We start from the raw sequence: 26442 nt of genomic DNA, 5'->3' as shown, positions 1-26442 counted from the left end.
CGGGGAATGACGCGATGACGCAGTGGTATTACGCCGATGCCAGCGGGCAACGGCACGGGCCGTTCTCGGCCGCGGAACTGGAAGGCCATGTGCGCCATGCGCGCCTGGACGCGAACACGCTGGTGTGGCGTGAGGGCCTGCAGGACTGGCAGCCGCTGGGCTCGCTCGCCTCCGAGTTCGACCTGCAACTCGATACCCCGGCGTCACCCGCGCCCGACACCGCCTTGCCCGGCGCCGACCTGCCCTACGCCCCACCGGCGGCGGACCTGGCGTCTTTCCAGCCGGTGGCCGGCGGCCACCTCGTCCACGCGGGACTGTGGAAGCGCTTCGCAGCCAGCTTCATCGACAGCATCGTCACGACCATCATCAGCTACGCGCTGATGATCCCACTGATGCTGATCGGCGTCGGCGTGATGGGGGCAGGTGGCTCCGACAATCCCTTCGCCACCGGCGCAGGCATCGCCTCGATGCTGGCCATCTACCCGATCCTGTTCCTTGCGCCCTGCATCTACTTCGGCTGGATGCAGTCGTCTTCCCTGCAGGCCAGCCTGGGCAAGCTCGCGGTCGGCATCAAGGTGGCGCGCACCGACGGCCAACGGATGAGCTTCTGGCGCGGCTTCCTGCGCTCGCTGGCCTATCTGGTCTTCACCATGGTCTCCTGCGGCCTGGGCGTGCTGATCTCCGGCCTGATGGTGGCGCTGACCGAGCGCAAGCAGGCGCTGCACGACATGCTGTGCGACACGCTGGTGGTCGACAAGTGGGCCTTCACCGCATTCCCGGAGCGCCAGCGCGACGAGCTCGGCGTGGTCACCATCGTGATCCTGGTGCTGGCGGGCCTGGCCATCGTCGGCAGCATCGCGATCTACGCCGTGATGGGGGCGATGTTGATGAAGGACCTGTCATGACCGAGTGGTACTACGTCGACCTGCGCCACGAGCGCCAGGGTCCGGTGGCGCAGGACGCCCTGGTGGCGCTGTATCGAAAGGGAGCACTCACCCCGGCCTCGCTCGCTTGGCGGGACGGCATGGGCCAGTGGACGCCGCTGGGCGAACTTGCCGACGAACTGGGCCTCGCTGTCACGCCCGCCAGTTCGCTTCCACCGCCCGAGGCGCCGGCGGCCGCGGAGCCCGTCGTCGACAGGCCGCTGACCGGCCGCGCGGTCTTCACCGCCAGTGAGCCCACCTACGCCTCGCCTGCCCCGGCCGTACGGCAGTCGCCGGCCGTCACGTCCGGCGACTCGCTCTACGCCGCGCCGCGGGCGGACGTCGAAACCCGCGCCTACGGCACGCGTGTCACCGATGGGCACGTGGTGTATGCCGGGTTCTGGAAGCGCGTGGCGGCGAGCTTCATCGACGCGTTCGCCATCGGCATTCCGGTCGGCATCGTGGCCGCGATCGTCGCCGGGCTGCTGGGCATGGGCAACGCTTTCTCGAGTTCCTTCGGGGCCGCTTCCACCTTCAACGTCGGCGAATCGGGCATTTCGTACCTGCTCATGGCGTTGACGTACGGCTGGTTCCATTCCGCGGCCGGGCTGATGGCCACGCCGGGCAAGCTCGCCATCGGCATCAAGGTCGTGCGTACCAGTGGCGAGAAGATCAGCTTCCTGCGCGGATTTGGCCGCTATTGGGCCACGTTCCTGTCCATGATCATCCTCGGCATCGGGTTCCTGATGGCCGCCTTCACCGGCCGCAAGCAGGCACTGCACGACCTCATCTGCGACACCCTGGTCGTCGACAAGTGGGCGTTCACGGCCCAACCCGAGCGCCAGCGCGAGGAACTGGGCACGGTGGCGCTGGTGGTGCTGATCATCGGCGGACTGCTGGTGGTGGGCGCGCTGATCCTCATGATCGTCGCCTTCGCGGCCATCGCCTCGATGGGCAACGGCAACTGGCGCTGAGCCCCCGGGGACCTCCGGCGGGCGGATACGGCTTGACAGCCCGGCCCCGACCGTGACACCACTATAAATAGGAAACTGAACGCCCGGGGCCCCCGCTCCGGGCGTCCGCTTCTCTGGCGCCCGCATCCGGGGCACCCTAGCCGGCCCCGGACGGCCCACCCGAACTCCCCTGAATCCCTGACATGCCCAAGCACCTGCTCATCGTCGAGTCGCCCGCCAAGGCCAAGACGATCAACAAATACCTCGGCAAGGACTTCACCGTCCTGGCGTCCTACGGCCATGTCCGTGACCTGGTGCCGAAAGAAGGTGCGGTGGACCCGGCCAACGGGTTCGCCATGCGCTACGACCTGATCGAGAAGAACGAGAAGCACGTCGATGCCATCGCCAAGGCCGCCAAGGGTGCCGACGACATCTTCCTGGCCACCGACCCGGACCGCGAAGGCGAGGCGATCAGCTGGCACATCGCCGAGATCCTGAAGGAGCGCGGCCTGCTGAAGGACAAACCGCTGCACCGGGTGGTGTTCACCGAGATCACGCCGCGCGCCATCAAGGAAGCCATGGGCCAGCCGCGGCAGATCGCAGGCGACCTGGTCGACGCGCAGCAGGCGCGGCGCGCCCTGGACTACCTGGTCGGCTTCAACCTCTCGCCGGTGCTGTGGCGCAAGGTCCAGCGCGGCCTGTCCGCCGGCCGCGTGCAGTCGCCGGCCTTGCGCATGATCGTCGAGCGCGAGGAGGAGATCGAAGCCTTCATCGCCCGCGAGTACTGGAGCATCGAGGCCGAGTGCGCGCATCCGCGCCAGGCCTTCACCGCCAAGCTCACCAGGCTGGACGGCCAGAAGTTCGAACAGTTCACCGTCACCGACGGCGACACCGCCGAAGCCGCCCGCCTGCGCATCCAGCAGGCCGCACAAGGCGCGCTGCACGTCACCGACGTGACCAGCAAGGAACGCAAGCGCCGCCCGGCGCCGCCGTTCACCACCTCCACGCTGCAGCAGGAAGCCTCGCGCAAGCTCGGCTTCACGACCCGCAAGACGATGCAGGTGGCGCAGAAGCTGTACGAAGGCGTGGCCATCGGCGATGAAGGCACGGTCGGCCTGATCAGCTACATGCGTACCGACTCGGTGAGCCTGTCACAGGATGCGCTGGCCGAGATCCGCGACGTCATCGCGCGCGATTACGGCACCCAGGCGCTGCCGGACAAGCCGAACGTCTACGTCACCAAGTCCAAGAATGCGCAGGAAGCGCACGAAGCCGTCCGCCCGACCAGCGCGCTGCGCACGCCGGCGCAGGTGGCGAGGTACCTGAGCGACGACGAGCGCAAGCTGTACGACCTTATCTGGAAGCGCGCCGTCGCCTGCCAGATGGTGCCGGCCACGCTCAACACCGTCAGCGTCGACCTCGCCGCGGGCAGCCAGCACAGCTTCCGTGCCAGCGGCACCACCGTGGTCGATCCCGGCTTCCTCGCCGTGTATGAGGAAGGCAAGGACCAGAAGAACGCCGAGGACGACGACGAAGGGCGCAAGCTGCCGCCGATGAAGCCCGGCGACACCGTGCCGCTGGACCGCATCCACGCCGACCAGCATTTCACCCAGCCGCCGCCGCGCTTCACCGAAGCGGCGCTGGTCAAGGCGCTCGAGGAATACGGCATCGGCCGTCCGTCGACCTACGCGTCGATCATCCAGACGCTGATCTTCCGCAAGTACGTGGAAATGGAAGGCCGCGCGTTCAAGCCCAGCGATGTGGGCCGCGCGGTCAGCAAGTTCCTGTCCGGCCACTTCACCCAGTACGTGGACTACGACTTCACCGCCAAGCTGGAGGACGAGCTCGATGCCGTCTCCCGCGGCGAGGAAGAGTGGGTGCCGCTGATGGAAAAGTTCTGGGGCCCGTTCAAGGAACTGGTGGACGAAAAGGCGGAAACGGTCGACCGCAGCGAAGCCACCGGCGCGCGCGAACTCGGAAACGATCCCAAGTCCGGCAAGCCGGTCAGCGTGCGCCTGGGCCGTTATGGTCCGTATGCGCAGATCGGCGACAAGGACACCGACGAGAAGCTGGAGTTCGCCTCGCTGCGCCCCGGTCAGTCGATGCACACCATTACGCTGGAAGACGCGCTGGAGCTGTTCAAGCTGCCGCGCAAGCTGGGGCAGGACAAGGATGAAGAGGTCAGCGTGGGCATCGGCCGCTTCGGTCCCTTCGCCAAGCGCGGCAGCGTGTATGCCTCGCTGAAGAAGGAAGACGACCCGTACACGATCGACCTGGCGCGCGCGGTGTTCCTGATCGAAGAGAAGGAAGAGATCGCGCGCAACCGCATCATCAAGGAATTCGACGGCAGTGACATCCAGGTGCTGAACGGCCGCTTCGGCCCGTACATCAGCGACGGCAAGCTCAACGGCAAGATTCCCAAGGATCGCGAGCCGGCGTCGCTCACCTTCGACGAAGTGACGAAGCTGCTGGAAGAAACCGGCAAGCCGGTGCGCAAGGGCTTCGGCAAGAAGGCGGCGACGAAGAAAGCCGTTGTGAAGAAGGCTGCCGCGCCCAAGGCCGACGCCGCCAAGAAGGCACCCGCCAAGAAGGCGGTGAAGAAAGCGGCGAAAAAGACGGCCAAGAAGACGGCCACGAAGAAGACGGCCGCCAAGAAGACGGTGAAGAAGGCTGCGGCCAAGGTCGCCGCCGGAGACGACGCGCCCTTCTGACGCCCCACGACGATACCGACGCCATGCCCACCGAACGGACCATCGAGGAAACCGCCGACGTCATCCGCAGTGGAGGCGTGATCGCCTACCCCACCGAGGCCGTGTGGGGTCTCGGCTGCGATCCGTTCGACGAGGGCGCGGTGCACCGGCTGCTGGCGATCAAGCAGCGCCCGGTCGACAAGGGCCTGATCCTGATCGCCGCTACGCTGGAACAGCTCAAGCCGTTGATCGACATCGCCGCCGTGCCGACCGCACGCCTCACCGACGTACTGTCCAGTTGGCCCGGCCCGCATACCTGGGTGATGCCGGCGTCCGCACAGGCGCCGCGCTGGATCACCGGTGCGCACCGGGGCATCGCGGTGCGCGTCAGCGCGCATCCGGTCGTGGTGGGCCTGTGCGAGGCGTACGGCGGCGCGCTCGTCTCCACCAGCGCCAACCTGAGCGGCAAGCCCGCGGTGAGCGAGGCGGCCGCGCTCGATCCCGCCCTGCTGGCGCGGGTCGATGCGCTCGTGCCCGGCCTCACGGGGGGCCTGGACCGTCCCACCGTCATCCGCGATGCCCTCACCGGGCAGTCGCTGCGTGACTGACGGCCATACGGGCCGCGCCATCGCCTTTCCATCGAACGCTGCGGCGCGCACCATGGGCCCGTGCGCCGCCCGACTCCACGCCTGCTGATCGCCTTGCTGACGGCGTTGCCGTCGGTCCCTCACGCGCAGCCGGCCCCACTGCCCCCGGTGACGATCTACCGCTGTGTTGCCCCCAACGGCAACGTCGCGCTGCGCGATTCGCCCTGTCTGAAGGGCGAGAAACAGGAAGTCCGTGCCATGCAGCGGCCCCAGGATCCGCCGCACGTGCCGGCCAGCGCCGCCACGCCCCCTCCGCCACTCGTCGCCCCTGCGGCGCCGGCGCCACGCGTGGTCTACCTCAGCCCGCCCAAGCCGATGTACGAATGCACCACCCCCGAGGGCGAGACCTATACCAGCGATACCGGCGACGGCAATCCCCGCTGGGTGTCCTACGGGCTGCCGTATCCCGCCTACCCCGCGTGGCCGCGCAGCGGCGGCAGCGTGTCGGGCAACGTGTCGATCGGAAACGGCAACCTGTCCTTCCGCAGCGGTGATCCTCCCCGCCCGCCTCCACCGGCCGGCGGACATCATCGGCCGGGTCCCGTGTTCGTGCCCGGCGGCACCTGGGTGCGCGACCCCTGCCATCCGCTGCCGCAGGAAGAAATCTGTTCACGCCTGTCCGACCGGCGCTACGACATCCTTCGCCGCTACGGCAGCGCGATGCCGAGTGAACGCCGCGCGCTAGACTTGGAGCAGCGCGGCATCGATGCGCGCATGGCCAACGATTGCAGATGAACATGAAAACCACCGCTCGTCCCCTCGTGCTTCTGCTGCTGATCGTGCTGTCCTGGCAGCTCGGCACCACCGCCGCGCGCGCCGAGGTGGTCATCTACCGCTGCACCGATGCCAGTGGCGCGCTGACGCTGCAGAATTCGCCGTGCCCGAAAGGCATGAAGCAGGAACAGCGCACCATGCAGGGCGTCAACACCGTGCCGATGGGGCCGGGCACCACGCCCACCGCCCCTGCGACGCCGCCGTCCTCCACGCCGGCATCCACGCCCACGGCGCCGCGTCCGGCGACACCCACGACCCCACCCGCGCCCGCGGCGTCGACCGATGTCCGTCGCCTGCCGCCGCCGATCCTGTTCCAGTGCACCACGCACGACAAGGACACGTACGTGACGGAGGACGTCGAGCCGGCCTCGCGCTGCGTGAACCTGCGCACCGTGGGACTGGACGGAAATCCCCAGGCCGGCGCCGGCCAGGCTTGCGAAGTGGTGCGCGACACGTGTGCGCGCGTGCCCGATGGCGCGCTGTGCGATGCATGGAAGAAGCGCCGCGACGAGACCGAGGTCGCCTTCCGTTTCGCCCGCCGCGAGAATGCAGAGAAGAACCGCGCCGATTACGAGCGTGTCGCACGCATCGTCGCTGAAAGCAGCTGCGGCCTCTAGCGATCAACCCGTCGCGCGGACCACAGCGCGAGCGTCATCGGCAGGATGATGAGGGCGAGGATTTCCATGCCTCAGAAACCGTACCGCAGGAAGCCGCCATCCACCGCGATGCATTCGCCGGTGACGTAACTGGCCGCCGGCAGGCACAGAAACGCGGCGGCGGCGGCCACTTCCTCCGGCTCGCCGATGCGGCGCATCGGGGTTCGGGCGATGACCTCTTCGTAGTAGTCGGCGTCGGACAGTGGCCCGGAGGTGCGGCGCGTGCGGATGTACCACGGCGCCACCGCGTTGACGCGCACGCCATCCTCGGCCCATTCGGCGGCCAGGTTGCGGGTGAGCTGGTGCAGCGCGGCCTTGGTCATGCCATAGGGCGCACCGCTGCGCACCGCGGTGATGCCGGACACGCTGCCGACATTGACGATGCTGGATGTCGCATGCTGCGTGAGCAGGGGATGCGCATAACGAGACAGTTCGAAGGCGGAGAACAGGTTGATTTCGAAGATGCCGCGCCACTCGTCTTCGGTGTAGTCCACCGCGGCGCGGGTGAGGTTGCCGCCGGCATTGTTGACCAGGATGTTGAGGCCATCGCCGTGGTCTTCCACCCAGTCGAGGATGGCGCGACGGTCTTCGTCGTCGGCCACGTCGGCAGCCAGGGTGCCGATCCCCTGTTCGGGGAATTCGTCCGCCAGCTCGGTACGCGCATCCTGCAACGCATCGACATCGCGCGCCACCATCAGCAGGTCCGCGCCCAGGCCCAGCAACTCGCGGGCGATCGCCAGCCCGATCCCCGCGCTGGCGCCGGTCACCAGCGCCCGTTGTCCGTCCAGCCGCCACCGGTTCGCTGCCACCTGCGCCTCCTTCGTCGATGGGCGTAGCATAGCGCCACGTCACGGGAGGACCGTCGCCATGATCCGGATCCGCCTCATCCTGCTCGCCGCCGCCTTGCTGGCCTGCGCCGCCTGCCGCGCCCCCGAGCCGCCGCCGACCGACGAACCGCCAGAGCCGCAGGCCGGGAGCGATACCGCATCGTCCTGAGTCGCGCGACATCGTGTCTTCCTGCGATGCGCAAAACGCAACGGGCCGCGCGGTTGCCCGCGCGGCCCGTCGATCACGGCATGGCGAAGCGGGTCAGAACCCGCAGAAGCAGTACGCCAGGCTCTTCACCGGGGCACCGTGGCGATCGTTGACGGCTTCGTCGACGAAACGCAGCTGCGCTTCCATCTCCGGCAGGCTGCGCGCCAACAGCGCGCGAGCGAAGTCGGAATCCTTCAGCCACGCCGCACCGATGCGGCTGCCTGCGAATCCACCCATGAACTGCGAGAACGGCGAGGACATCTTCTCGATGTAGCGCACGCGGTACGCATCGGCTCCGCCCAGCTTGGCACGCTTGGCGGCATCGGTCACGGCGGCATCGAAACCGGCGAGTTCGTCCACCAGGCCACGCTCCTTCGCCTGCGCGCCGCTCCATACGCGGCCACGGGCGACGGCATCGATTTCTTCGACGGGCTTCTTGCGCGCCTCGGCCACCTTGCCGGTGAAGTCGGCGTAGCCCTTGTCGATCACCGACTGGATCACCTGGCCGACGGCCGGATCCAGCGGACGGGTGATGTCGAACGCGCCGGCGAAGCGGGTGGTGCCGACGCCGTCGGTGCGCACGCCGATCTTCTCCAGCGTGCGCGGCACGGTGGGGATGACGCCGAAGATGCCGATCGAACCGGTGATGGTGGACGGGTCTGCGTAGATGCGGTCCGCATTCATGCTGATCCAGTAGCCGCCCGAGGCCGCCAGGTCGCCCATCGAGACGACCACCGGCTTGCCGGCCTTCTTCAGCGCCGCCACTTCGCGGCGGATCTGCTCGGAGGCGTACACGCCGCCGCCGGGCGAATCCACGCGCAGCACCACCGCCTTCACGTCGTCGTCGTCCCGCGCTTCGCGCAGCAGCGCCGAGGTGGACAGGCCGCCGACGCGACCGGCCGGCTGGTCGCCGTCGGTGATTTCGCCTTCAGCCACGACCACCGCGACCTGCGGGCGCTTGTCGAGCGGATTCTTCTTGGCGTCGAGCTGGGTCAGGTAACCGGCCAGGCCGATGGCGCGGAAACCGGTATCCGAATCCTCGTCGGCCACGCCACGCTCGATCAGCAGGTTCTCGACCTCTTCCTGCGTCTTCAGGCCGTCCACCAGCTTCTGCTGCAGGGCGTACTTGGCCAGGTCGCCACCGGCGGCGGCGACGCCCTCGGGCAGCGTGTCGATGCCGGCCGCCAGCGCTTCGGGCGTGGTCTTGCGGACCTTGGCGATGTCGGCCAGCAGGCGCTGCCACACATCGTTCATCCAGAACAGGTCGGCTTCCTTGGCTTCCTTGGATGCGGCGTCCAGCACGTAGGGCTCGGCAGCGGACTTGTATTCGCCCACCTTGAACAGGTGCACGTCCACGCCCAGCTTGTCCTGCAGGCCTTCGCGGTAGTACTGGCGGTAACGGCCGAGGCCCTCGAGCATCAGGCTGCCCATCGGGTCGAGGTAGACCTCGTCGGCCTGCGCGGCCAGCAGGTACTGGGTCTGGCTGATGTTCTCGCCGAACGCGACGATCTGCTTGCCGGAGGCGCGGAACTTCGCCAGCGCGGCGGCGACTTCGCGCAGCGAGGCGTAGCCGGTCGGCTGCAGCTCGTCCACGCGCAGCAGCATGCGTTCGATCTTCTCGTCCTTCTGCGCCGCCTCGATCGCGCGCAGCAGGTCGCGCAGCTGCACTTCCTCGGCGGCCTTGTCGCCCAGCGCCTTGGCCAGCGCGCGGGTGGCGGGGTCGGCGGTGAACTGTTCGACCAGGCGGCCTTCCGGCGCCAGCACGAAGGTGGTGCGCTCGGACAGCGGCTTCACCCCGCCGCTGCCGGCGGCGATGACGAACACGATGAAGATCAGGAACAGCAGCCCGAAGAAGATCAGGTTGAGGACCAGCTTGCGGGTGAAGTTCATCACGTCCCACAGGCCGACGAAGAACGCGACGATCGGGCTGCGACGGGGTGCGGGTGCGACTTGGCTCATGGAAAGCTCCGGGAAACTGGGGCCACTGTAGCGTGCGGCGGCGGGGCTTTCATGCCCCGTTGGTCACCGTTGGCACGGCCGGCAGCGCCGCGTGGCGCCGGCTGCTGCGCTCGAAGCGCCAGCCCAGCAGCACCGCCGCGGCGGTCAGGCCCACGATCAGGCCCAGCCACATGCCCTGCGGCCCCCAGCCCAGCCCCAGGCCCAGCCCGGCACCTAGCGGCATGCCCAGGCCCCAGTAGGAGACCACCGCCAGCCACATGGGCACGCGCGTGTCCTTCAACCCACGCAATGCGCCGGCCGACAGTACCTGGATGCCGTCCGGGAACTGGAACGCCGCCGCGAACAGCAGCAACGTACCCGCCAGCGCGGCCACGGCGAGATCATCGGTGTACAGCGCCACCACCAGGTCGTGGCTCAGCAGCAGGAACATTGCGGACATCGCCTGCGTGGCCAGCACGATGACATAGCCGGCATGGGCAGCGCGGCGGATGCCCTGCACGTTGCCCGCCCCCACCGCATGCCCCACCCGCACCGTCGTGGCCTCGGCCACGCCCATGGGAATCATGAAGCACAGCGCCGACACGTTGATGGCGATCTGGTGCGCCGCCGCCGGCGTGGCGCCGAGGCGGGCGATCAGCAGCGCGGTGACGATGAAGAGGCTGCCTTCCATCAGCACCGTGATGCCGATGGGCAGGCCGGTGCGCAGCAACTGCATGATCGGTGCCCGGCGCGGCGGCTCGAGGTGCGCGAACAATTGAAGGTCGGCGAAGCGCGTCGATCGCGCCAGGTAGATCGCGAAGGCGGTCGCCTGCAGCCACATGGTCAGCGCCGACGCGACGCCGAGGCCACCCGCACCCATTTCGGGGAATCCGAACTTGCCGAAGGCCAGCACATAGCCGGCGGGCGCCAGCACCAGCAGTCCGCCGAAGCCGAGGATCATCGTCGGCAGCGTCCAGTGCGTGCCTTCGCTGAGGTAGCGCATGCAGAAATAGAGCGTCAGCGCCGGCACGCCCCAGCGGATCCCGTGCAGGAAGGCGGTGGCGCCGGGGATGATGTCGGGCGCGATGCCGAATGCCGCGAGCGCATGCGGCGCCAGGCTCAGGAAGGCGAACATCAACAGGCCAAGGCCCAGCGACAGCCACAGCGCCTGCCGGAACAGGGGGGCGATCTCGCTGCGCCGGTTCGCACCATCGAGTTGCGAGACCGAGGCGGTCAGCGAGATCAGCGTGCCGATCGGCACCATCATGGGCAGCCACAGCAACGCGGTACCCACCGTCACCGCCGCGAGCGTGGCGGTGGCGTGGTGGCCGGCGATGACGTTGTCGACGAAACCGATCAGTCCGGTGGACACATGGCCCAGCACCAGCGGCAGGGCGAGCGTGGCCGTCGAGCGCACTTCCTGGCCGAAGCGCGGGGTCGGGAGAGCAGGGGAAGACATGAGGATCAACCGCCGGACTGCGGCCGCACGGTTTCGCGCTGGCACCGGGTCACGGGAGGCCGGTATCTTACCCGCTCGCCACCCGCACCGTTCGAACACCCCATGACGTCATCGCACCCCGCCGACACGGTGCACGCCCGCGCGTGCGAGAACTGCCAGACGCCGCTGCAGGGCGGGTTCTGCCACCAGTGCGGGCAGAACGCGCACAACCCGCTGCGCAGCTTCGGGCATGCGGTGGAGGAGGTGTTCGAATCGTTCTGGCACCTGGACGGACGCATCTTCCGCACACTGCGCGCGCTGATGTCGCCGGGGAAACTTGCCAACGCGTACCTGTCCGGCCACCGCGCGCCGTACGTGGCGCCGCTGCGGCTGTTCGTGATCCTGGCCGTGCTGACGTTCTTCGTGGCCAAGCTCACCCTGCACGCCGAAGACCTGGCGAACGTGCAGATCGCGCCGCCGTCCGTCCCCGCGGCGGCCGACGGCAAGCCCACCAACCTGATGGCCGCCCCCGACCGGGGCGGCGTGGATTTCAGCAAGGCCGCCACGGTCGAGGACGTGCTGAAGCTGCGCGACGAAACGATCGATGGCCTGGTGTCGGCACGCGCCAGCCTGCCGGCCGGGCTGGGCTTCGTGCGCAAGCCGATGGAAGACAACATCTTCTCGACGCAGCGACTCGCCCGTGAGCGCATCGCCGAACTGCAGCCCGACCACCCTGCGCTCGCCCTGCCTGACCGTTTCCCCGAGGGCCAGCCGTTGCCCGAGGTGGCCGCCCAGCCCCTGATCAGCGTCGGCGACAAGCCGTTCGATGCAGAGACCAACCCCGTACGGCTCAGCGGACTGCCCGACTTCGCCAACCGGTGGCTGAGCCGCAAGCTCGCGCGCGCCGAGCAGAACATCCCGCGCATCCAGCAGGACCCGGCGCACTTCTTCAACCTGCTTATCGGCTCGGTACCGTCGGTGTTGTTCGTACTGGTGCCGTTGTTCGCGGTGCTGCTGAAACTCTTCTACATCGAGACGCGGCGAGGTTATCTGGAGCACCTGGTGGTGGCGCTCTACAGCCACGCCTATCTGTGCCTGTGCCTGCTGGCGATCTTCCTGTGCGCAGGCATCGGCCGACTGTTGCCCGAGGGCGCCTCCTGGCTGGTGCGCATGGCGCAGATGCTGGTCTTCTGCTGGATGCCGCTCTACCTGTTGTGGATGCAGCAGCGCGTGTACCGCCAGCACGGGGTGGTGACGCTGGTGAAGTTCTCGGTGCTGGGCACGGTGTACTTCATCATGCTGGTGATGGGGGCCATGTACCTGATGCTGAGTACGTGGGCGAACGCGTAACGCGAGGCGAGCCTTGCGCCATCGCGTGGCGACGCCGCCCCGTTACCGGTCGCGCCGCTGCCGCAGCCACGCGCGGCGCTGGCCCTCCGGCACCGCCAACAGTTCACGGCGGAAGGCATCGCGGTCCTGCGGTGGCAGGCGCTGCGCCAGGGCGGCCAGGTCATCGCGCTGTTCCGCATCCAGTCGGCGCAGCACCGACAACAGGCCCTCGCGTTCGGCCGGCGGCACGTAAGCGAACAGCGGCTGCAACCGTGGCCAGTCGGCGCCGAGTTCCGGCCCAAGGCGCCAGCCGCGTCGCTGCATGGCGTCCAGCACGCTGAACTGGGTGCGCAGCGCCGCCTGGTGTTCCGGCGGCAGGCCGGCGATCTCGGCGGCGGCGGCACGCAGCCGGGCGCGCTGCACGTCATCCAACGCCCGCCAGGCGGCGTAGCGCGCGCGACGGTCCTCGCGCTCGCGCGCGGGCAGGGCGTCCCACGCCACGCGCCGCTGCTGCCACGCGGCCTGCGCCAGCGGCGACATCGCGGCCCAGCGGGCGGCATTCGAGGCCTCCTGGGCGGACGACGCACCGATGCCCGCCCACAGCACGATCACGGCGATCGCGCGCAGGGCCGTTGCCCGCCTGACGTCAGCGGGCGGCATCGGTCGCGGCTCCCGCGTCAGACGTGGGCGCGCCGGCACCCGCCACGTACCAGGCCAGGAAATCCGCCTCGCGCGCGAGCGCTTCGCCCTCGGGGTCCGACAGGAGGGCAAAGTCGGCATGAGCGTCGGCGGTGGCGATCCCGGCGGCGCGGCCAACGGGCGCATCGGGGGCGGGTAGCGGTTCCGAGGTGATCACCGGATCCGCCGGAAGCGCCGCGACGCCTTCATCAGAAAGCGCGCTCACGGCCGGCAGCGACGTTGTCGCCCCCGGTGGCGACCCACGCCACCACCACAGCCCCGCGCCGGCCGCCGCGAGCAGGAGGAACGCGAGCAGCAGGATCCAATACCGGCGGCGCGCGGCCGGAACCGCCGTTGCCGGTCCCGCCTGGGGTGCCGGTGGTGTGATGCGAATCCCTGCCAGGGCCTCTTCCCGCAGGCGCGCGAGCGTGGCGAGGCGGTGGTCCGGCAGTTCCCGCAGGTGCTGCTGGATCGCCTCGGCCAAGGCGCGCCAGGCGCCCGCATCGGGGTGTCCCAGGGAGTCGCGCGGGCAGGCGCGTGCGAGGGCATCGCGGTACGCAGCGTCGTCGAGACCTAGCGCGGCGGCGGCTTCGGCTTCCTGCAGGCCGCCGGCGAGCCTCAGCAGCAGCGCAGCGCGATCGGCGGCCGCCGGCCGGGCAAGGGCGGCGAAGCCGTCCGCCCAGCGCGCCGACGGGCCATCGACCCGCAGCTGCGGCGTGGCCGCCAGCAGTGTCCAGAAGCGCACGGGCCAGTCCGCCATCGGGAGCGCGGCCGCCTTGCCCCGAAAGGCGCGCAGGGCGGCGGCGAGGGCGACATCGCCGCGGTCGGCGTCTCCGCACTGGAGTTCGGCGAACACCGCACCGCGGCGCTCGCACCCCCGCAGGAAGGCGGCCAATGCGGCGGGGGCGGGGGAGGAATCGGAACGGGAAGAGGTCATCGTGGAACCGGTGGCGTACTGGCGATCATAGTCACCTGCGACGGCGGTACGGACGCTTGACAGACCGTCGGAATCTGCTCTCTTCGGCGCCACAAGGGTTTCCGGGAAATCACGTTGTGCACAGCAGTCACCTATCTGTCATCGGTGGCCGCGATGCCACCCTCCCCCCGATTGTGTCAGCTGCGTTTCACGCCTAACCATATGATTTAATTAAATAAAGTATTGCTGGCACTTTTTTGGCCAACCCGGCCGGGATGCTTGCGGCAGCGTCATCGCGCCGTGAAGCATTCCGGCCATGCACAGATTTATCCACAGCAGGTGTGGATAAACCGGAATCTCCTTCCGGGATCAGCACTTGCGTGATTTTCGTCAAGATTCCGGCAGGACATCACCGCAACTGTGTGAGACCTGACCCGCGCCGGGACAGGCCGATACACTGCACGCAATGTCGCCCGTGTCCGTCCTGCAAGTCGCCCTGCCCGTGCCCCTGCCGCGGCTGTTCGACTACCTGCCTCCGCCCGGCCATGACGCCACCCCCGCGGACGTGGGGAAGCGGGTGAGCGTGATGTTCGGCAACCGGCCATTGACCGGCTTCGTCGCCGACGTCGCGCCCGCGACGGACCCCGGCATGGAACTACGCCACGCCGACGCCCTGCTGGACGCCCATCCGCTGCTGCAGGGCGAACTGCTGGAATCGCTGCACTGGCTGGCGCGCTATACCCATGCGCCGCTGGGCGAGGTGGTGGCGACCGCACTGCCCGTCCTGCTGCGCCAGGGCGAGCCGCTGCCCGACACCCACGCCTGGCACTGGCGACTGACGGAGGCGGGGCTGGGCCGGCGGGACCGCCTGCGTGCCGGCAGCCGTCCGCGCCGCCTGGCCGATCTGCTGGTGGCGCACGGCACACTGGATGAAGACGCGCTGGACCTGCACCTGGACGCCGGCCGCGCCACCGCCCGCGACCTGGGCAAGCGGGGGCTGGCCGAGCGCGTCCCTGCCGCCGTGGTGCCCTCGGTGCCCGCTCCACGCCCCGGGCCGACGCTCAACGAGGAACAGCAGGCCGCCGCTGACGCGGTCACCGGCACGGTCGGTTTCGGCGCCCTGCTGCTGGATGGCGTGACCGGCAGCGGCAAGACCGAGGTTTACCTGCACGCCATCGCCGGCTGCCTTCGCCGCGGACGGCAGGCGCTGGTGCTGGTGCCCGAGATCGGCCTGACCCCACAGACGCTGGCGCGGTTCCGCGAACGACTGGGCGTACCCGTGCACTCTCTTCACTCCGGCCTCAACGATGGCGAACGCGCGCGCACCTGGGCGGCCTGTCTGCGCGGCGAGGCCAGGGTGATCGTGGGCACCCGCTCGGCGGTGTTCACACCGCTGCCCGAAGCCGGGTTGATCGTGATCGACGAGGAACACGACGGCAGCTACAAGCAGCAGGACGGCATCCGTTACCACGCGCGCGACTTCGCCTTGGTCCGCGGCAAGGCGCTGGACGTCCCCGTGCTGCTCGGCAGCGCCACGCCATCGCTGGAAACGCTGCACAACACGCGCAGCGGCCGCTACGCGCACCTGCGACTGTCGCGCCGCGCCGGCGAGGCGCAACCGCCCGGCGTGCGTGTGCTGGACATGCGCAAGCGCGCACAGCAGGCGGGCCTGCTGGCGGACACCCTGCAGGCGATCCGCCAGGCGCTGGACGCCGGTGGCCAGGTACTGGTCTTCAAGAACCGCCGCGGCTACGCGCCGGTGCTCCTATGCCATGACTGCGGCTGGAGCGCGCGCTGCAGGCGCTGCGACAGCCCGATGACGGTGCATGCAGGGGGCAGGCGGCTGCAGTGCCATCATTGCGGCGCACGACAGGCGTCGCCGCCGGCCTGTCCGGACTGCGGTGGACTGGCGCTGCAACCGCAGGGCATCGGCACCGAGCGTCTGGAGGAACTGCTGGCCGAACAGTTCACCGACGTGCCGGTGCTGCGGGTGGACCGCGGCACCACGCAGAAGCGCGATGGCCTGGCGCAGCAACTGGCGAAGCTGGGCGACACGCCCGGCATCCTGGTCGGCACGCAGATCCTTGCCAAGGGCCACGACCTGCCGCACCTCACCCGCGTCACGGTGGTCGGCGTGGACGAAGGCCTGTTCTCCACCGACTTCCGCGCCGGCGAAAAGCTGGCGCAGCAGCTGATCCAGGTCGCCGGACGCGCGGGGCGCGCGGGCAAGCGTGGCGATGTGTGGCTGCAGACGCACCATCCCGATCATCCGCTGTTGAACACGCTGATCAACGGCGGTTACCACGCGTTCGCCGAGGCCGAACTGGAACAACGCCAGATGGCCGGCTTTCCTCCGTTTGCGCACCTGGCACTGCTGCGCGCCGAGGCACAGCAGGCCGATGCCGCGCAGCACTTCCTGCAGGCGGCCAAGCAGGTGCTCCGCGCGCACGACGCGGTGCTGGAGATGCACGGCCCCTTGCCGGCACCGATGCCGCGGCGCGCGGGCCTGCATCGCGTGCAGTTGCTGCTCTCGTCGCCGGAGCGACGTGCCCTGCACCGCATGCTCGATCTCGCGCTGCCGCAGATCCATGCCCTCCCGGAAGCACGCCGTACGCGCTGGTCGCTGGATGTCGACCCCATGGACCTGTACTGATGACGCCGACGCCCCCCACGCGCCTCACCTCCGCCCAGCGCCTGCGCAGCATCTTCAGCGGATCGGTGGGCAACCTGGTGGAGTGGTACGACTGGTACGTGTATGCGGCGTTCTCGCTGTATTTCGCCGAGATCTTCTTTCCGGGCGGCGACCGCACCAGCCAGTTGCTGAAGACCGCGGCCATCTTCGCCGTGGGCTTCCTGATGCGCCCGCTCGGCGGCTGGCTGCTCGGCCGCTACGCCGACCGCCATGGACGCAAGCGCGCGTTGATGCTGTCGGTGGTGATGATGTGCGGCGGCTCGCTGATCATCGCGTGCACGCCGGGGTACGCGACCATCGGCGTCGCCGCGCCGATCCTGTTGGTGCTGGCACGCTTGCTGCAAGGTCTGTCGGTCGGCGGCGAGTACGGCACCTCGGCGACCTACCTCAGCGAGATGGCCACGCGCGGGCACCGCGGTTTCTGGTCGAGCTTCCAGTACGTGACGCTGGTGATGGGCCACCTGATCGCGCTGGCCGTGCTGATCGCGCTGCAGCGCGTCTTCCTCACCGATGAACAACTGCGCGACTGGGGTTGGCGCATCCCGTTCGCGATCGGTGCCGTGGCGGCACTCGTCGCGCTGTGGCTGCGCCGGAACATGGTGGAAACCGAATCGTTCTGCCGCCGTGACGCCAGCCACGCGGACCGCGGGCAGGCGCAGGGAACGCTGCGCGCGCTGGCGCGGCATCCGCGGGCCGTCCTCGCCGTGGTCGGGCTGACCATGGGCGGCACGCTGGCGTTCTACACCTACACGACCTACGTGCACAAATTCCTCGTCAACAGCGCCGGCATGGCCAGCGAGACGGCCAGCCTGATCAACGCCTCGACCCTGTTCTTCTTCATGCTGCTGCAGCCGGTGGTCGGCGCACTGTCCGACCGGATCGGGCGGCGCCGCATCCTCATCGCGTTCGGCGTGCTGGGCACATTGTGCACATGGCCGATCCTGTCCACGCTGCAGACGGTGTCGAGCCCCGCGCAGGCGTTCTGGCTGGTGATGGCGGCGCTGGTGATCCTCAGCGGCTACACCGCGATCAACGCCGTAGTGAAGGCCGAGATGTTTCCCGTCGAGATCCGCGCACTGGGCGTGGGCCTGCCGTATGCGCTGACCGTCGCGCTGTTCGGCGGAACGGCGGACATGGTGGCCCTGTGGTTCAAGAAGATCGGCATGGAAGCCGGCTTCTACGGGTACGTCACTGCATGCATCGCGTGTTCGCTGCTGGTGTACGTGTGGATGCCGGATACGCGCGAGACGTCGCTGATCGATCGCGACCCGCATTGAACGACGGCACCGGCGCGCATGCGACAATACGTCGCGATCCGCCACGGTCCGTGGCCGCGGGAGACGGCATGCAGCCGGCACACCATTTCGTCATCGTCGGCGGTGGCTTCGCAGGCCTCTGGGCGACGCGCGCGCTGGCCTCCGCGCCGGTGCGCATCACGCTGATCGACCGGCACAACCATCACCTGTTCCAGCCGCTGCTCTATCAGGTGGCGACCGCCGGTCTGTCGGCACCCGACATCGCCGCGCCGCTGCGCCACATCCTGCGCAGGCAGGCCAATGTCGAGGTGAGGCTGGCGGAAGTCGCCTCGATCGCCGCTCGGGACAAACACGTCGTGCTCACGGACGGGACGAACATCGCGTTCGACTCGCTGCTGCTGGCGACGGGCGCGACGCATGCCTATTTCGGTCATGACGAATGGGCGCCGCACGCGCCGGGCCTCAAGACGCTCGACGACGCGCTGCAACTGCGGCGCCACCTGTTGCTCGCCTTCGAACGTGCGGAGGCGGAAACCGATCCGGCGGCACGCGCCGCGTGGCTGAGTTTCGCCATCGTCGGCGGTGGACCGACCGGCGTGGAACTGGCCGGCACGCTGGCCGAGATCGCGCGGCACACGCTCAGGAACGAGTTCCGCCGGATCGATCCCTCGCAGGCGCGCGTGCGGCTGGTGGAGGGCGGACCGCGCGTCCTGGCCTCGTTCCCCGAAGCGCTGTCGGAAAAGGCGCGTCGGCAATTGGAAAGGCTGGGGGTCGAGGTCGTCACCGGGACGCCGGTCAGCGGCATCACCGCCGACGGCTACCAACTCGGGGACACGTTCGTGGCCGCAAGAACGGTGGTGTGGGCAGCGGGCGTGGCCGCATCGCCCCTCGCACGCTCGCTGGGTGTGCCGCTGGATCGTGCGGGCCGCGTCACGGTGCAGCCCGACCTCAGCACGCCAGGTCATCCGGACATCTTCGTCGCCGGCGACCTGGCGGCAGTGGCTGCGGATGGGAAGCCCGTCCCCGGTGTGGCACCGGCCGCCAAGCAGATGGGCCGCCACGTGGCGCAGGTGCTGCGTGCACGCCTGTCGGGCGGCGCATCGCCCGGCGCGTTCCGTTACCGCGACTACGGCAACCTCGCCACGATCGGCCGCATGGCCGCAGTGGTCGATTTCGGCAAGCTGAAATTCTCGGGCGTGCTGGCCTGGTGGTTCTGGCTGACCGCGCACGTGTTCTTCCTGATCGGCTTCCGCAACCGTCTGGTCGTGCTGCTCAACTGGTTCTGGGCGTACTGGAGCTACCAGCGCGGCGCCCGGATCATCCTGGGCAGTGACGAGGATCAGGCGGGATCGACGCGACAGGCGTAGCACCCCGGCCGCGCGTTGTGCACGTGCAGGTAGGCCACGCCGGGCAGGCCGAGCAGGCGCTGCAGGTGGGGCATGGCATCGGCACCGTCCACGACGTCGGCGTCGCGCATGTCGCCGCCCGCATCGTACGCGCGCAGGGACAGCAGGCGGCGTGGGAAAGAGGGCGGCAGCGCGTCCCGGTATTCCGCCGCGCCGGACGACATCGCGGCTTCGCGCACGTAGATGGGGCCACTGGCGCGATACGGGCCGGCGACCTCGTGGTGCAGATGGTGGAGCAGCAGCACGGTCTCGCCATGCTGCGCATCGCGCAGCGAGACGCGGCAGGGGAAGCCGCGGTCGGCGTCCGCGGCGATGCGGCGGATGTTGCGTGCCGCCAGCGCGGCATCGTCAAGGGCGAACAGGGGAAGGAAGGGCGCGGGCGACAGCCCGCGGATCACGAACGGCATGGCATCGCGCTCTCGGGAACGGGATGCCATGCTCGCGCCGCGCGGAAGACGGCGCTATCCGGATCTTGCGCAGCTCACTTTCCGCCCAGCGGGTAGCGCTTGCCGTCGGCCATGACGAGTTCGCCTTCGCCGATGCGCTCGCTGTCGGCATCCACGGTGATGAACTCGGCCTCCAGCCGTCCCTGCCCCTTGCTGCCCTTCAGGTCGAAGATGTAGCGCTCGCCTTCCGCTGCCCAGGATGCGTCGCGGTCGAACGCCGCCTCGCGGATGTCGCCGATGTGGCGCAGCACGACCGGATGGGCCTGCATGGCTGCGTTGGCCTGCAGCACGAAGATGCCGTCCTGCCGCGCGAACGCATCGGGAGCCTCGCCACGGTCGGTATCGACACGCGCTGCGTCCAGTTCACCTGTCGCCGGCGGCTCACCCTCGAACGCGAATTCACGACCATCGGCCAGCGTGAGCACGCCCTTGCCGAGGCGCTCCGTGTCGGCGTCCACGGTAATGAACTCCGCGAGGATGCGTCCGTTGCCCTTGTCGCCGGCCAGGTCGAACACGAACTCGTTCGCGCCGTCAGCTTCCCCCGTGCCCGCCAGGTCGAAGTCGAACGCCGTCAGGGTGCCGATGTGCTCCTGCACCATGGGCGAGCGCTGCACGGCCACGCGCGCCTGGCGCGTGAAGATATTGTCCTGCATGTCGCCGAACAGTCCGCCGGCACCTTCGTCATCGGCAGGCTCATCCTCGCCGCGCGGTTCGCCGTCGAAAGGCACGCGCCGGCCATCGGCCAGCGTCAGCACCCCCTTGCCGAGGCGTTCGGTATCGGCACTGACGGTGATGAAGTCGGCTTCCAGCCGCCCACGTCCCTTGTCGCCCACGACATCGAACACGAAGGCGTTCATGCCGGGCGCCGCGCCCGAAGCGTCGCTGTCGATCTCGAAGGCGCTGATTCGGCCGATGTGCTGCTGGATCACGGGATAGCGCTGCGCGGCTTCGCGTGCCTGCTGGATGAAGAGACCGGCCCCCGCCTCGACGTCCTCGTCGTGGTCATGGTGGTGGTGATCGTGGCTGCCGTCTTCCGCCGCCAGGGCATCGGCGCTGCCGGTGATCGTATGCTCCGTGCCGTCGGCCATGACCAGGACACCGGGTCCCAATGCTTCCTGGGTGGCGCTGACCGTGATGAAGCGCGCGGTAACACGCCCCTTGCCGCGGCTGCCTTCCACGTCGAACACCAGCACGTCCGGGCCGGGCTCGTCCATGCTGGCGGCGTCATCGAGCGAGATCTTGCGGATCGCACCGAGATGCGCAGCCACGACGGGATCCACCTGCATCGCCGCACGCGCCTGTGCGTCGTACTCTTCGCGATCGATGCCGAAGCGCACACCGCCTTCTCGCCCCTCGGATGGGAGGTTGCCCGTGTCCGCCGCCAGGGCCGGCACGACAGACGCACCCCACGCTCCCCACATCACCACCAATGCCAAGATCCAATGCCGCTTGTTGCCCCACCCCATGCCCTGCTCCTTCTGGTTGCCGCGCCGCCCACGGCGGGTCGCGGCGTAGTGGACCACATCCGCCGATCCACCCGCCACAAAAGCGGAGAGGCCCCGATGGGGCCTCTCCGGTAACGACTCGCGCATGCCTGGATCAGGCAGCGAACAGCGCCTTCATCTTCTTCAGCGCATTGGCTTCGACCTGGCGGACGCGCTCGGCGGAAATGCCGTACTCGTCGGCCAACTCCTGCAGCGTGACCTTGCTTTCGCTATCCAGCCAGCGGCGCTTGATGATGTCGCGCGAGCGGTCATCGAGATTGGCCAAGCCCTCGCGCAGCAACTCGAGCTGGTTATCCTCGCTGTCCGCGCGCTCGTATGCCTGCGACGGATCTTCGTCGCGCGCGACCAGATAGCTGGCGGGTGACGGGGGCGCATGGTCCTCGTCCTCGTCCGACGGCGCATCGAACCCGATGTCCCGCCCCGACAGCCGCGATTCCATCTCCATCACCTCGCGCTCGGACACGTTGAGGTCCTTGGCGATGGCGCTGACCTCTTCGGCATTCATCCATCCCAGGCGCGTCTTGGACTTGCGCAGGTTGAAGAACAGCTTGCGCTGCGCCTTGGTGGTGGCGACCTTCACGATGCGCCAGTTCTTCAGGATGAACTCGTGCATCTCGGCGCGGATCCAGTGCACCGCGAAACTGACGAGGCGCACGCCCATGTCCGGGTCGAAGCGCTTCACCGCCTTCATCAGGCCGATGTTGCCTTCCTGGATCAGGTCGCCGAGCGGCAGGCCGTAGCCGTTGTAGCCACGCGCCACGTGCACGACGAAGCGTAGGTGCGAATGCACCAGCTCGCGCGCGGCATCAAGGTCTTCCTCGTCACGGTAACGATTGGCGAGGGCACGCTCGTCTTCCACCGTCAGCACCGGGATCTGGTGCACGGCGCTGATATAGGCGTCGAGCGAACCCAGCGCGCTGGGAATCGGCAGGTTGTGAGTGACCAGGGCGGTAGTGGGAGTGTTCTGGCTCATGGGCATGGATGTTAGCAGTCGGGGGGTTCGACTGCTAACCGTGCCGGAAGTTCCGAATTGTTCCAGTCCTGCAACAGCCGGACCCTCAACGCCAGGCATGAAATTGATTATTAATCAACAACTTGGATATGCCGCAAACATCAGTGCTGCCGGTAACCCGCGGAAGCGGATTAGCGGGCAATCGTTCAGTTTCGGGGCGCCATCGGGACCACGGACGGCGAATGCTCCGCACCCAGACGCGTCAGCACGGCGGCCGCCAGCGCGTCCGCGCCGGGCAAGCAGTAAGGATCGAACCGCGGCGCCAGGTAGTCACGCAGGTGCTCGAACGACCTGCGCCCCATCTCGTGTCCGGCCCCCAGATGACTGATCAACTGTGTCCGGGTCGCCCTTCGCCACAACAGGCGATCCTGCGCGAGCAGCCACCCTGCGAGGCCAGTCAACAGAAGATGGAACAGCGTGGCGGTCATCGCCGCACCCAGCATCCGCACGGGATAGCAGGGTGATACCGCCTGGAGCAGGTCGAATGCGACTGCCCGATGCTCGATCTCCTCGGCGAAATGCCATTCCATCAGATCGCGAAGGCGCGGGTCGGCGTCTGCAAGGATCGACTGGCTCAGGAATTCGTAACCCAGATAGGCATTGATATGCTCGACGCAGCTCACCAGCGACACGCGCAACCACAAGGGCGCGAGGCGATCCATCACACGGAAGACGCATCGCTCCACGACGCGCTCCACGCCACGGTAGGCGTAACCCTGCGCGTCGAGATTTGCCCAGTAACGCTTGTGCGCGACCCCGTGCTGCGCCTCCTGGCGGAGGAAGGCCTCGCAACGCGCACGAAGCGCGCCGTCCGGGATGCGCGGCAGACACCCGTTGAGCGTTCGGATATAGAACGCCTCGTTGGCAGGCACCAGAATGGTGTACGCGTTGAGCAACGACGACACCACCTCATTGCCGGGCAGCCAATGCCTCGGGATGTCCATGCCCAGCGTGGCGATGAATCGACGGGCGGTGATCGTCTCTTCCATGACACCTGTCTCCCGAAGCCTCCGTCACATTCGTCTGCAAGACCGCACGCCGATCGTCGAGCGTTCTCAACGGTCCGCGGATGCGATCGCTTGCGCTTCCCTGATCACGCGCAGTAGGTTGCCACTCCAGATCTTTCGGACATCCTGCTCGGTGTAACCGGCCGCCAGCAGTGCGTCCGTGATCCGGGGCAACGCGCTGACATCCTCCATGCCGGTCACGCCGCCGCCGCCGTCCCAATCCGCCCCGATCCCCACATGGTCTACGCCCGCCACCTTCAGGATGTGAAGGAGGTGTGCCATGTAGTCCTCGAATGTGGCGCGCTTGACCGGGTACCGGGCTTCGATAGCACGGCGCTCAGCCAGATATGCCGTTACGCGGTCCGTCGCCAGCCGATTTTCAGGGCCGTACTTTTCTCCAAGGGCATCCATGGCCGCTTCGCGCTCGGGAATCTTCGGGATATCGATCAGGTAGCCACCGAACGCGTTGACGTGGATGACGCCCCCTTTCGAAGCGAGCTGCCGAATGCGCGAATCGTCGATGTTGCGAGCGTGGTCGTACAACGCGTCAGCACTGGTATGGGACAGCACGATCGGCGCCTTCGATAGTGCGAGCAATTGATCGAAGACGGTGTCGCTGGCATGCGACGCGTCCAGCACGACCCCGAGGCGATTGGCCTCTTCCACCAGGTGACGACCCGCCGGGCTCAGGCCATTCCATTCCGCCCCGGCCGGGTCGGTCGAAGAGTCACCGAAATCGTTGTTGCGCACGTGCATGATGCCCAGCATGCGCAGGCCAAGCCGATGGTAGGCCGTCAGCAAGCTGGGATCGCTGGCCAGGGGAGCGGCATTTTCCATGCTGATGAAAGACACGCGCTTGCCGGCGCGTCCGATCCGCTCTGCGTCATCGGCGGTAAGCGCAAGCTCCATCTCCCCCGCGTTGGCCGCAAGCATTTCATGGATGCTCACCAGGCGATCCAGTCCGTGGTCCCGAGCCGCGCGCTTGCCGTCCACGTCGCGCGCACCCTGCGCGGTGTAGATGACCCAGAATCCGCCATCCAGCCCACCCGCCTTCATGCGCGGCAGGTCCACTTGTGAAAGATCTCCCTCTTGCTCGTGGTTGTCGGCGATGTTCCAACCGGGGCGACGGAAGTTCGCAGGGGTGTCCAAATGGGTATCCAGGACGAGTGCCTCATCGTGCACGCGTCTTGCCGACGGCGGCACCTCATCGGCGGCCATGGCGTCCAGGCAGATCATCGCCAGCGCGCCGGCCAACGCCCATCGACATACCCTCATGCACCCGCCCCTTCGTGAGATGAGACTCGATTGTTGGCGAAACACGGGCAAGAAAAAACCCCCAGCTTTTGAGCTGGGGGTTTTGGGGTAAAGCCCCTGGCGATGACCTACTCTTGCATGGCTTAAGCCACACTACCATCGGCGCGGCTGCGTTTCACTTCCGTGTTCGGGATGGGAACGGGTGGGACCACAGCGCTAATTTCACCAGGGAGAGGGTTGGAGCGTCGCCATCCAGGGAACGGATTAAGGCGCCAATCTCTCATAGGGTCTTGTGACGTAGCGGGCATTGGATTTTCTCTGACGATATCGTCGAGTCCAAGGCCACTTGAGGTTATATGGTCAAGCCGCACGGATCATTAGTATCAGTTAGCTCAATGGGTTGCCCCACTTACACACCTGACCTATCAACCACCTAGTCTTGATGGTTCCTTTAGGGGGCTTGTGCCCCGGGAAGTCTCATCTTGAGGCGCGCTTCCCGCTTAGATGCTTTCAGCGGTTATCGCTTCCGAACATAGCTACCCGGCAATGCCACTGGCGTGACAACCGGAACACCAGAGGTTCGTCCACTCCGGTCCTCTCGTACTAGGAGCAGCCCCTCTCAAACTTCCAACGCCCATGGCAGATAGGGACCGAACTGTCTCACGACGTTCTGAACCCAGCTCGCGTACCACTTTAAATGGCGAACAGCCATACCCTTGGGACCGACTACAGCCCCAGGATGTGATGAGCCGACATCGAGGTGCCAAACACCGCCGTCGATATGAACTCTTGGGCGGTATCAGCCTGTTATCCCCGGAGTACCTTTTATCCGTTGAGCGATGGCCCTTCCATACAGAACCACCGGATCACTAAGTCCTACTTTCGTACCTGCTTGATCCGTCGATCTCGCAGTCAAGCACGCTTATGCCTTTGCACACAGTGCGCGATGTCCGACCGCGCTGAGCGTACCTTCGAGCTCCTCCGTTACTCTTTGGGAGGAGACCGCCCCAGTCAAACTACCCACCATACATGGTCCCCGATCCGGATTACGGACCTAGGTTAGAACGTCAAGCACATCAGGGTGGTATTTCAAGGTTGGCTCCACCGAAGCTAGCGCCTCGGTTTCATAGCCTCCCACCTATCCTACACAGACGAACTCAACGTTCAATGTAAAGCTATAGTAAAGGTTCACGGGGTCTTTCCGTCTTGCCACGGGAACGCTGCATCTTCACAGCGATTTCAATTTCACTGAGTCTCGGGTGGAGACAGCGCCGCTGTCGTTACGCCATTCGTGCAGGTCGGAACTTACCCGACAAGGAATTTCGCTACCTTAGGACCGTTATAGTTACGGCCGCCGTTTACTGGGGCTTCGATCAAGAGCTTCGCCTTGCGGCTGACCCCATCAATTAACCTTCCAGCACCGGGCAGGCGTCACACCCTATACGTCCACTTTCGTGTTTGCAGAGTGCTGTGTTTTTGATAAACAGTCGCAGCGGCCTGGTTTCTGCGACCCCCCTCAGCTATAGCCCGCATGGGCCACCAAAGAGGGTGCACCTTCTCCCGAAGTTACGGTGCCATGTTGCCTAGTTCCTTCACCCGAGTTCTCTCAAGCGCCTGAGAATTCTCATCCTACCCACCTGTGTCGGTTTACGGTACGGTCTGCGTGAGCTGAAGCTTAGGAGCTTTTCCTGGAAGCGTGGTATCAGTGACTTCGTCCTAAAGGACTCGTCTCGGTGCTCGGTCTTAAAGGATCCCGGATTTGCCAAAGATCCAAACCTACCGCCTTTCCCCGGGACAACCAACGCCCGGTACACCTAACCTTCTCCGTCCCTCCATCGCACTCACGCGAGGTGCAGGAATATTAACCTGCTTCCCATCGACTACGGC

At 67.4% G+C, this 26442-nt stretch carries 21 protein-coding genes and 2 rRNA genes (1 of these 23 only partly in view); 11 read left to right on the top strand and 12 right to left on the bottom strand.

The genetic code is table 11. From position 1 onward, the window contains the following. The first annotated feature begins 14 nt into the window (after window positions 1–14). The 6 genes from Q0907_RS10195 to Q0907_RS10170 all read left to right on the top strand — a co-directional run bounded on the left by Q0907_RS10195 (window position 15) and on the right by Q0907_RS10170 (window position 6604). A complete protein-coding gene (locus Q0907_RS10195; protein ID WP_299344189.1) occupies window positions 15–905 on the top strand; it encodes an RDD family protein in 891 nt (296 codons plus the stop codon). Continuing rightward, window positions 902–1897 (top strand): RDD family protein, encoded by a 996-nt coding sequence (locus tag Q0907_RS10190; protein WP_296279156.1) that lies wholly within the window; start codon window positions 902–904, stop codon window positions 1895–1897. The genes Q0907_RS10195 and Q0907_RS10190 overlap by 4 nt, the downstream gene beginning before the upstream one ends. A gap of 182 nt (window positions 1898–2079) precedes the next feature. Further along, window positions 2080–4587, top strand: coding sequence for a DNA topoisomerase I (locus Q0907_RS10185; RefSeq protein ID WP_299344186.1), 2508 nt, complete (start codon window positions 2080–2082; stop codon window positions 4585–4587). 23 nt (window positions 4588–4610) lie between these two features. Continuing rightward, a complete protein-coding gene (locus tag Q0907_RS10180) occupies window positions 4611–5174 on the top strand; it encodes a Sua5/YciO/YrdC/YwlC family protein (RefSeq protein ID WP_299344183.1) in 564 nt (187 codons plus the stop codon). 60 nt (window positions 5175–5234) lie between these two features. Further along, a complete protein-coding gene (locus tag Q0907_RS10175) occupies window positions 5235–5948 on the top strand; it encodes a hypothetical protein (RefSeq protein ID WP_299344180.1) in 714 nt (237 codons plus the stop codon). Window positions 5949–5950: 2 nt separating this feature from the next. Beyond that, a complete protein-coding gene (locus Q0907_RS10170; protein WP_299344177.1) occupies window positions 5951–6604 on the top strand; it encodes a DUF4124 domain-containing protein in 654 nt (217 codons plus the stop codon). A gap of 71 nt (window positions 6605–6675) precedes the next feature. Here Q0907_RS10170 and Q0907_RS10165 read toward each other — a convergent pair whose 3' ends face one another. After that, entirely contained in the window at window positions 6676–7452 is a 777-nt protein-coding gene (locus tag Q0907_RS10165) for an SDR family oxidoreductase (protein ID WP_299344173.1), read from the bottom strand. 58 nt (window positions 7453–7510) lie between these two features. Here Q0907_RS10165 and Q0907_RS10160 point away from each other — a divergent pair, with 58 nt between their 5' ends. Continuing rightward, on the top strand, window positions 7511–7639 hold the full coding sequence (locus Q0907_RS10160) for a hypothetical protein (protein WP_296279150.1): 129 nt from the start codon (window positions 7511–7513) through the stop codon (window positions 7637–7639). A 93-nt stretch (window positions 7640–7732) separates the two neighbouring features. Here the strand turns inward: Q0907_RS10160 and sppA are convergent, their stop codons facing one another. Then, the gene (sppA, locus tag Q0907_RS10155) at window positions 7733–9637 is read right to left on the bottom strand and encodes a signal peptide peptidase SppA (protein WP_299344171.1); all 1905 of its coding nucleotides are present in this window, start codon (window positions 9635–9637) and stop codon (window positions 7733–7735) included. Window positions 9638–9686: 49 nt separating this feature from the next. Continuing rightward, window positions 9687–11075: an MATE family efflux transporter gene (locus Q0907_RS10150; protein ID WP_299344168.1), complete on the bottom strand. Its 1389-nt coding sequence runs from the start codon at window positions 11073–11075 to the stop codon at window positions 9687–9689. A gap of 102 nt (window positions 11076–11177) precedes the next feature. Here Q0907_RS10150 and Q0907_RS10145 point away from each other — a divergent pair, with 102 nt between their 5' ends. Then, window positions 11178–12404, top strand: a complete 1227-nt coding sequence (locus tag Q0907_RS10145; RefSeq protein ID WP_299344165.1) for a DUF3667 domain-containing protein — start codon at window positions 11178–11180, stop codon at window positions 12402–12404. A 42-nt stretch (window positions 12405–12446) separates the two neighbouring features. Here Q0907_RS10145 and Q0907_RS10140 read toward each other — a convergent pair whose 3' ends face one another. Both Q0907_RS10140 and Q0907_RS10135 read right to left on the bottom strand, forming a co-directional pair. Next, complete coding sequence (locus tag Q0907_RS10140; RefSeq protein ID WP_299344162.1) at window positions 12447–13043, bottom strand: DUF3106 domain-containing protein; 597 nt, start codon at window positions 13041–13043, stop codon at window positions 12447–12449. Next, on the bottom strand, window positions 13030–13998 hold the full coding sequence (locus Q0907_RS10135; protein WP_299344159.1) for a hypothetical protein: 969 nt from the start codon (window positions 13996–13998) through the stop codon (window positions 13030–13032). The genes Q0907_RS10140 and Q0907_RS10135 overlap by 14 nt, the downstream gene beginning before the upstream one ends. Window positions 13999–14443: 445 nt before the next feature. On the opposite strand from Q0907_RS10135, the gene Q0907_RS10130 reads away from it, so the two are divergent. The 3 genes from Q0907_RS10130 to Q0907_RS10120 all read left to right on the top strand — a co-directional run bounded on the left by Q0907_RS10130 (window position 14444) and on the right by Q0907_RS10120 (window position 19292). Beyond that, on the top strand, window positions 14444–16630 hold the full coding sequence (locus Q0907_RS10130; protein WP_299344156.1) for a primosomal protein N': 2187 nt from the start codon (window positions 14444–14446) through the stop codon (window positions 16628–16630). Further along, window positions 16630–17946, top strand: coding sequence for an MFS transporter (locus Q0907_RS10125; RefSeq protein ID WP_299344153.1), 1317 nt, complete (start codon window positions 16630–16632; stop codon window positions 17944–17946). The genes Q0907_RS10130 and Q0907_RS10125 overlap by 1 nt, the downstream gene beginning before the upstream one ends. A gap of 68 nt (window positions 17947–18014) precedes the next feature. Then, the gene (locus Q0907_RS10120; RefSeq protein WP_299344151.1) at window positions 18015–19292 is read left to right on the top strand and encodes an NAD(P)/FAD-dependent oxidoreductase; all 1278 of its coding nucleotides are present in this window, start codon (window positions 18015–18017) and stop codon (window positions 19290–19292) included. On the opposite strand, the gene Q0907_RS10115 is transcribed toward Q0907_RS10120, so the two are convergent. The 7 genes from Q0907_RS10115 to Q0907_RS10085 form a co-directional block, all read right to left on the bottom strand. Further along, window positions 19265–19768, bottom strand: a complete 504-nt coding sequence (locus Q0907_RS10115) for a DUF1203 domain-containing protein (RefSeq protein ID WP_299344148.1) — start codon at window positions 19766–19768, stop codon at window positions 19265–19267. The two genes, Q0907_RS10120 and Q0907_RS10115, sit on opposite strands and share 28 nt — an antisense overlap. 44 nt (window positions 19769–19812) lie before the next feature. Continuing rightward, entirely contained in the window at window positions 19813–21300 is a 1488-nt protein-coding gene (locus tag Q0907_RS10110; protein WP_299344145.1) for a hypothetical protein, read from the bottom strand. A 76-nt stretch (window positions 21301–21376) separates the two neighbouring features. Beyond that, window positions 21377–22255, bottom strand: coding sequence for an RNA polymerase sigma factor RpoH (gene rpoH / locus Q0907_RS10105; protein ID WP_296282130.1), 879 nt, complete (start codon window positions 22253–22255; stop codon window positions 21377–21379). Between the two features lie 185 nt (window positions 22256–22440). Further along, complete coding sequence (locus Q0907_RS10100; RefSeq protein ID WP_299344142.1) at window positions 22441–23283, bottom strand: metal-dependent hydrolase; 843 nt, start codon at window positions 23281–23283, stop codon at window positions 22441–22443. A 66-nt stretch (window positions 23284–23349) separates the two neighbouring features. Then, window positions 23350–24555, bottom strand: a complete 1206-nt coding sequence (locus tag Q0907_RS10095; protein ID WP_299344139.1) for a dipeptidase — start codon at window positions 24553–24555, stop codon at window positions 23350–23352. A 115-nt stretch (window positions 24556–24670) separates the two neighbouring features. Then, window positions 24671–24785 (bottom strand): 5S ribosomal RNA (gene rrf / locus Q0907_RS10090). A gap of 126 nt (window positions 24786–24911) precedes the next feature. Then, window positions 24912–26442, bottom strand: a 23S ribosomal RNA gene (locus Q0907_RS10085) (it continues 1348 nt past the right edge of the window).

Source organism: uncultured Pseudoxanthomonas sp. (assembly GCF_947498795.1).
Taxonomy (GTDB): Bacteria; Pseudomonadota; Gammaproteobacteria; order Xanthomonadales; family Xanthomonadaceae; genus Pseudoxanthomonas_A.
The sequence above is the reverse complement of the archived record's forward strand: the minus strand, read 5'-3'. Positions and strand labels throughout refer to the sequence as shown.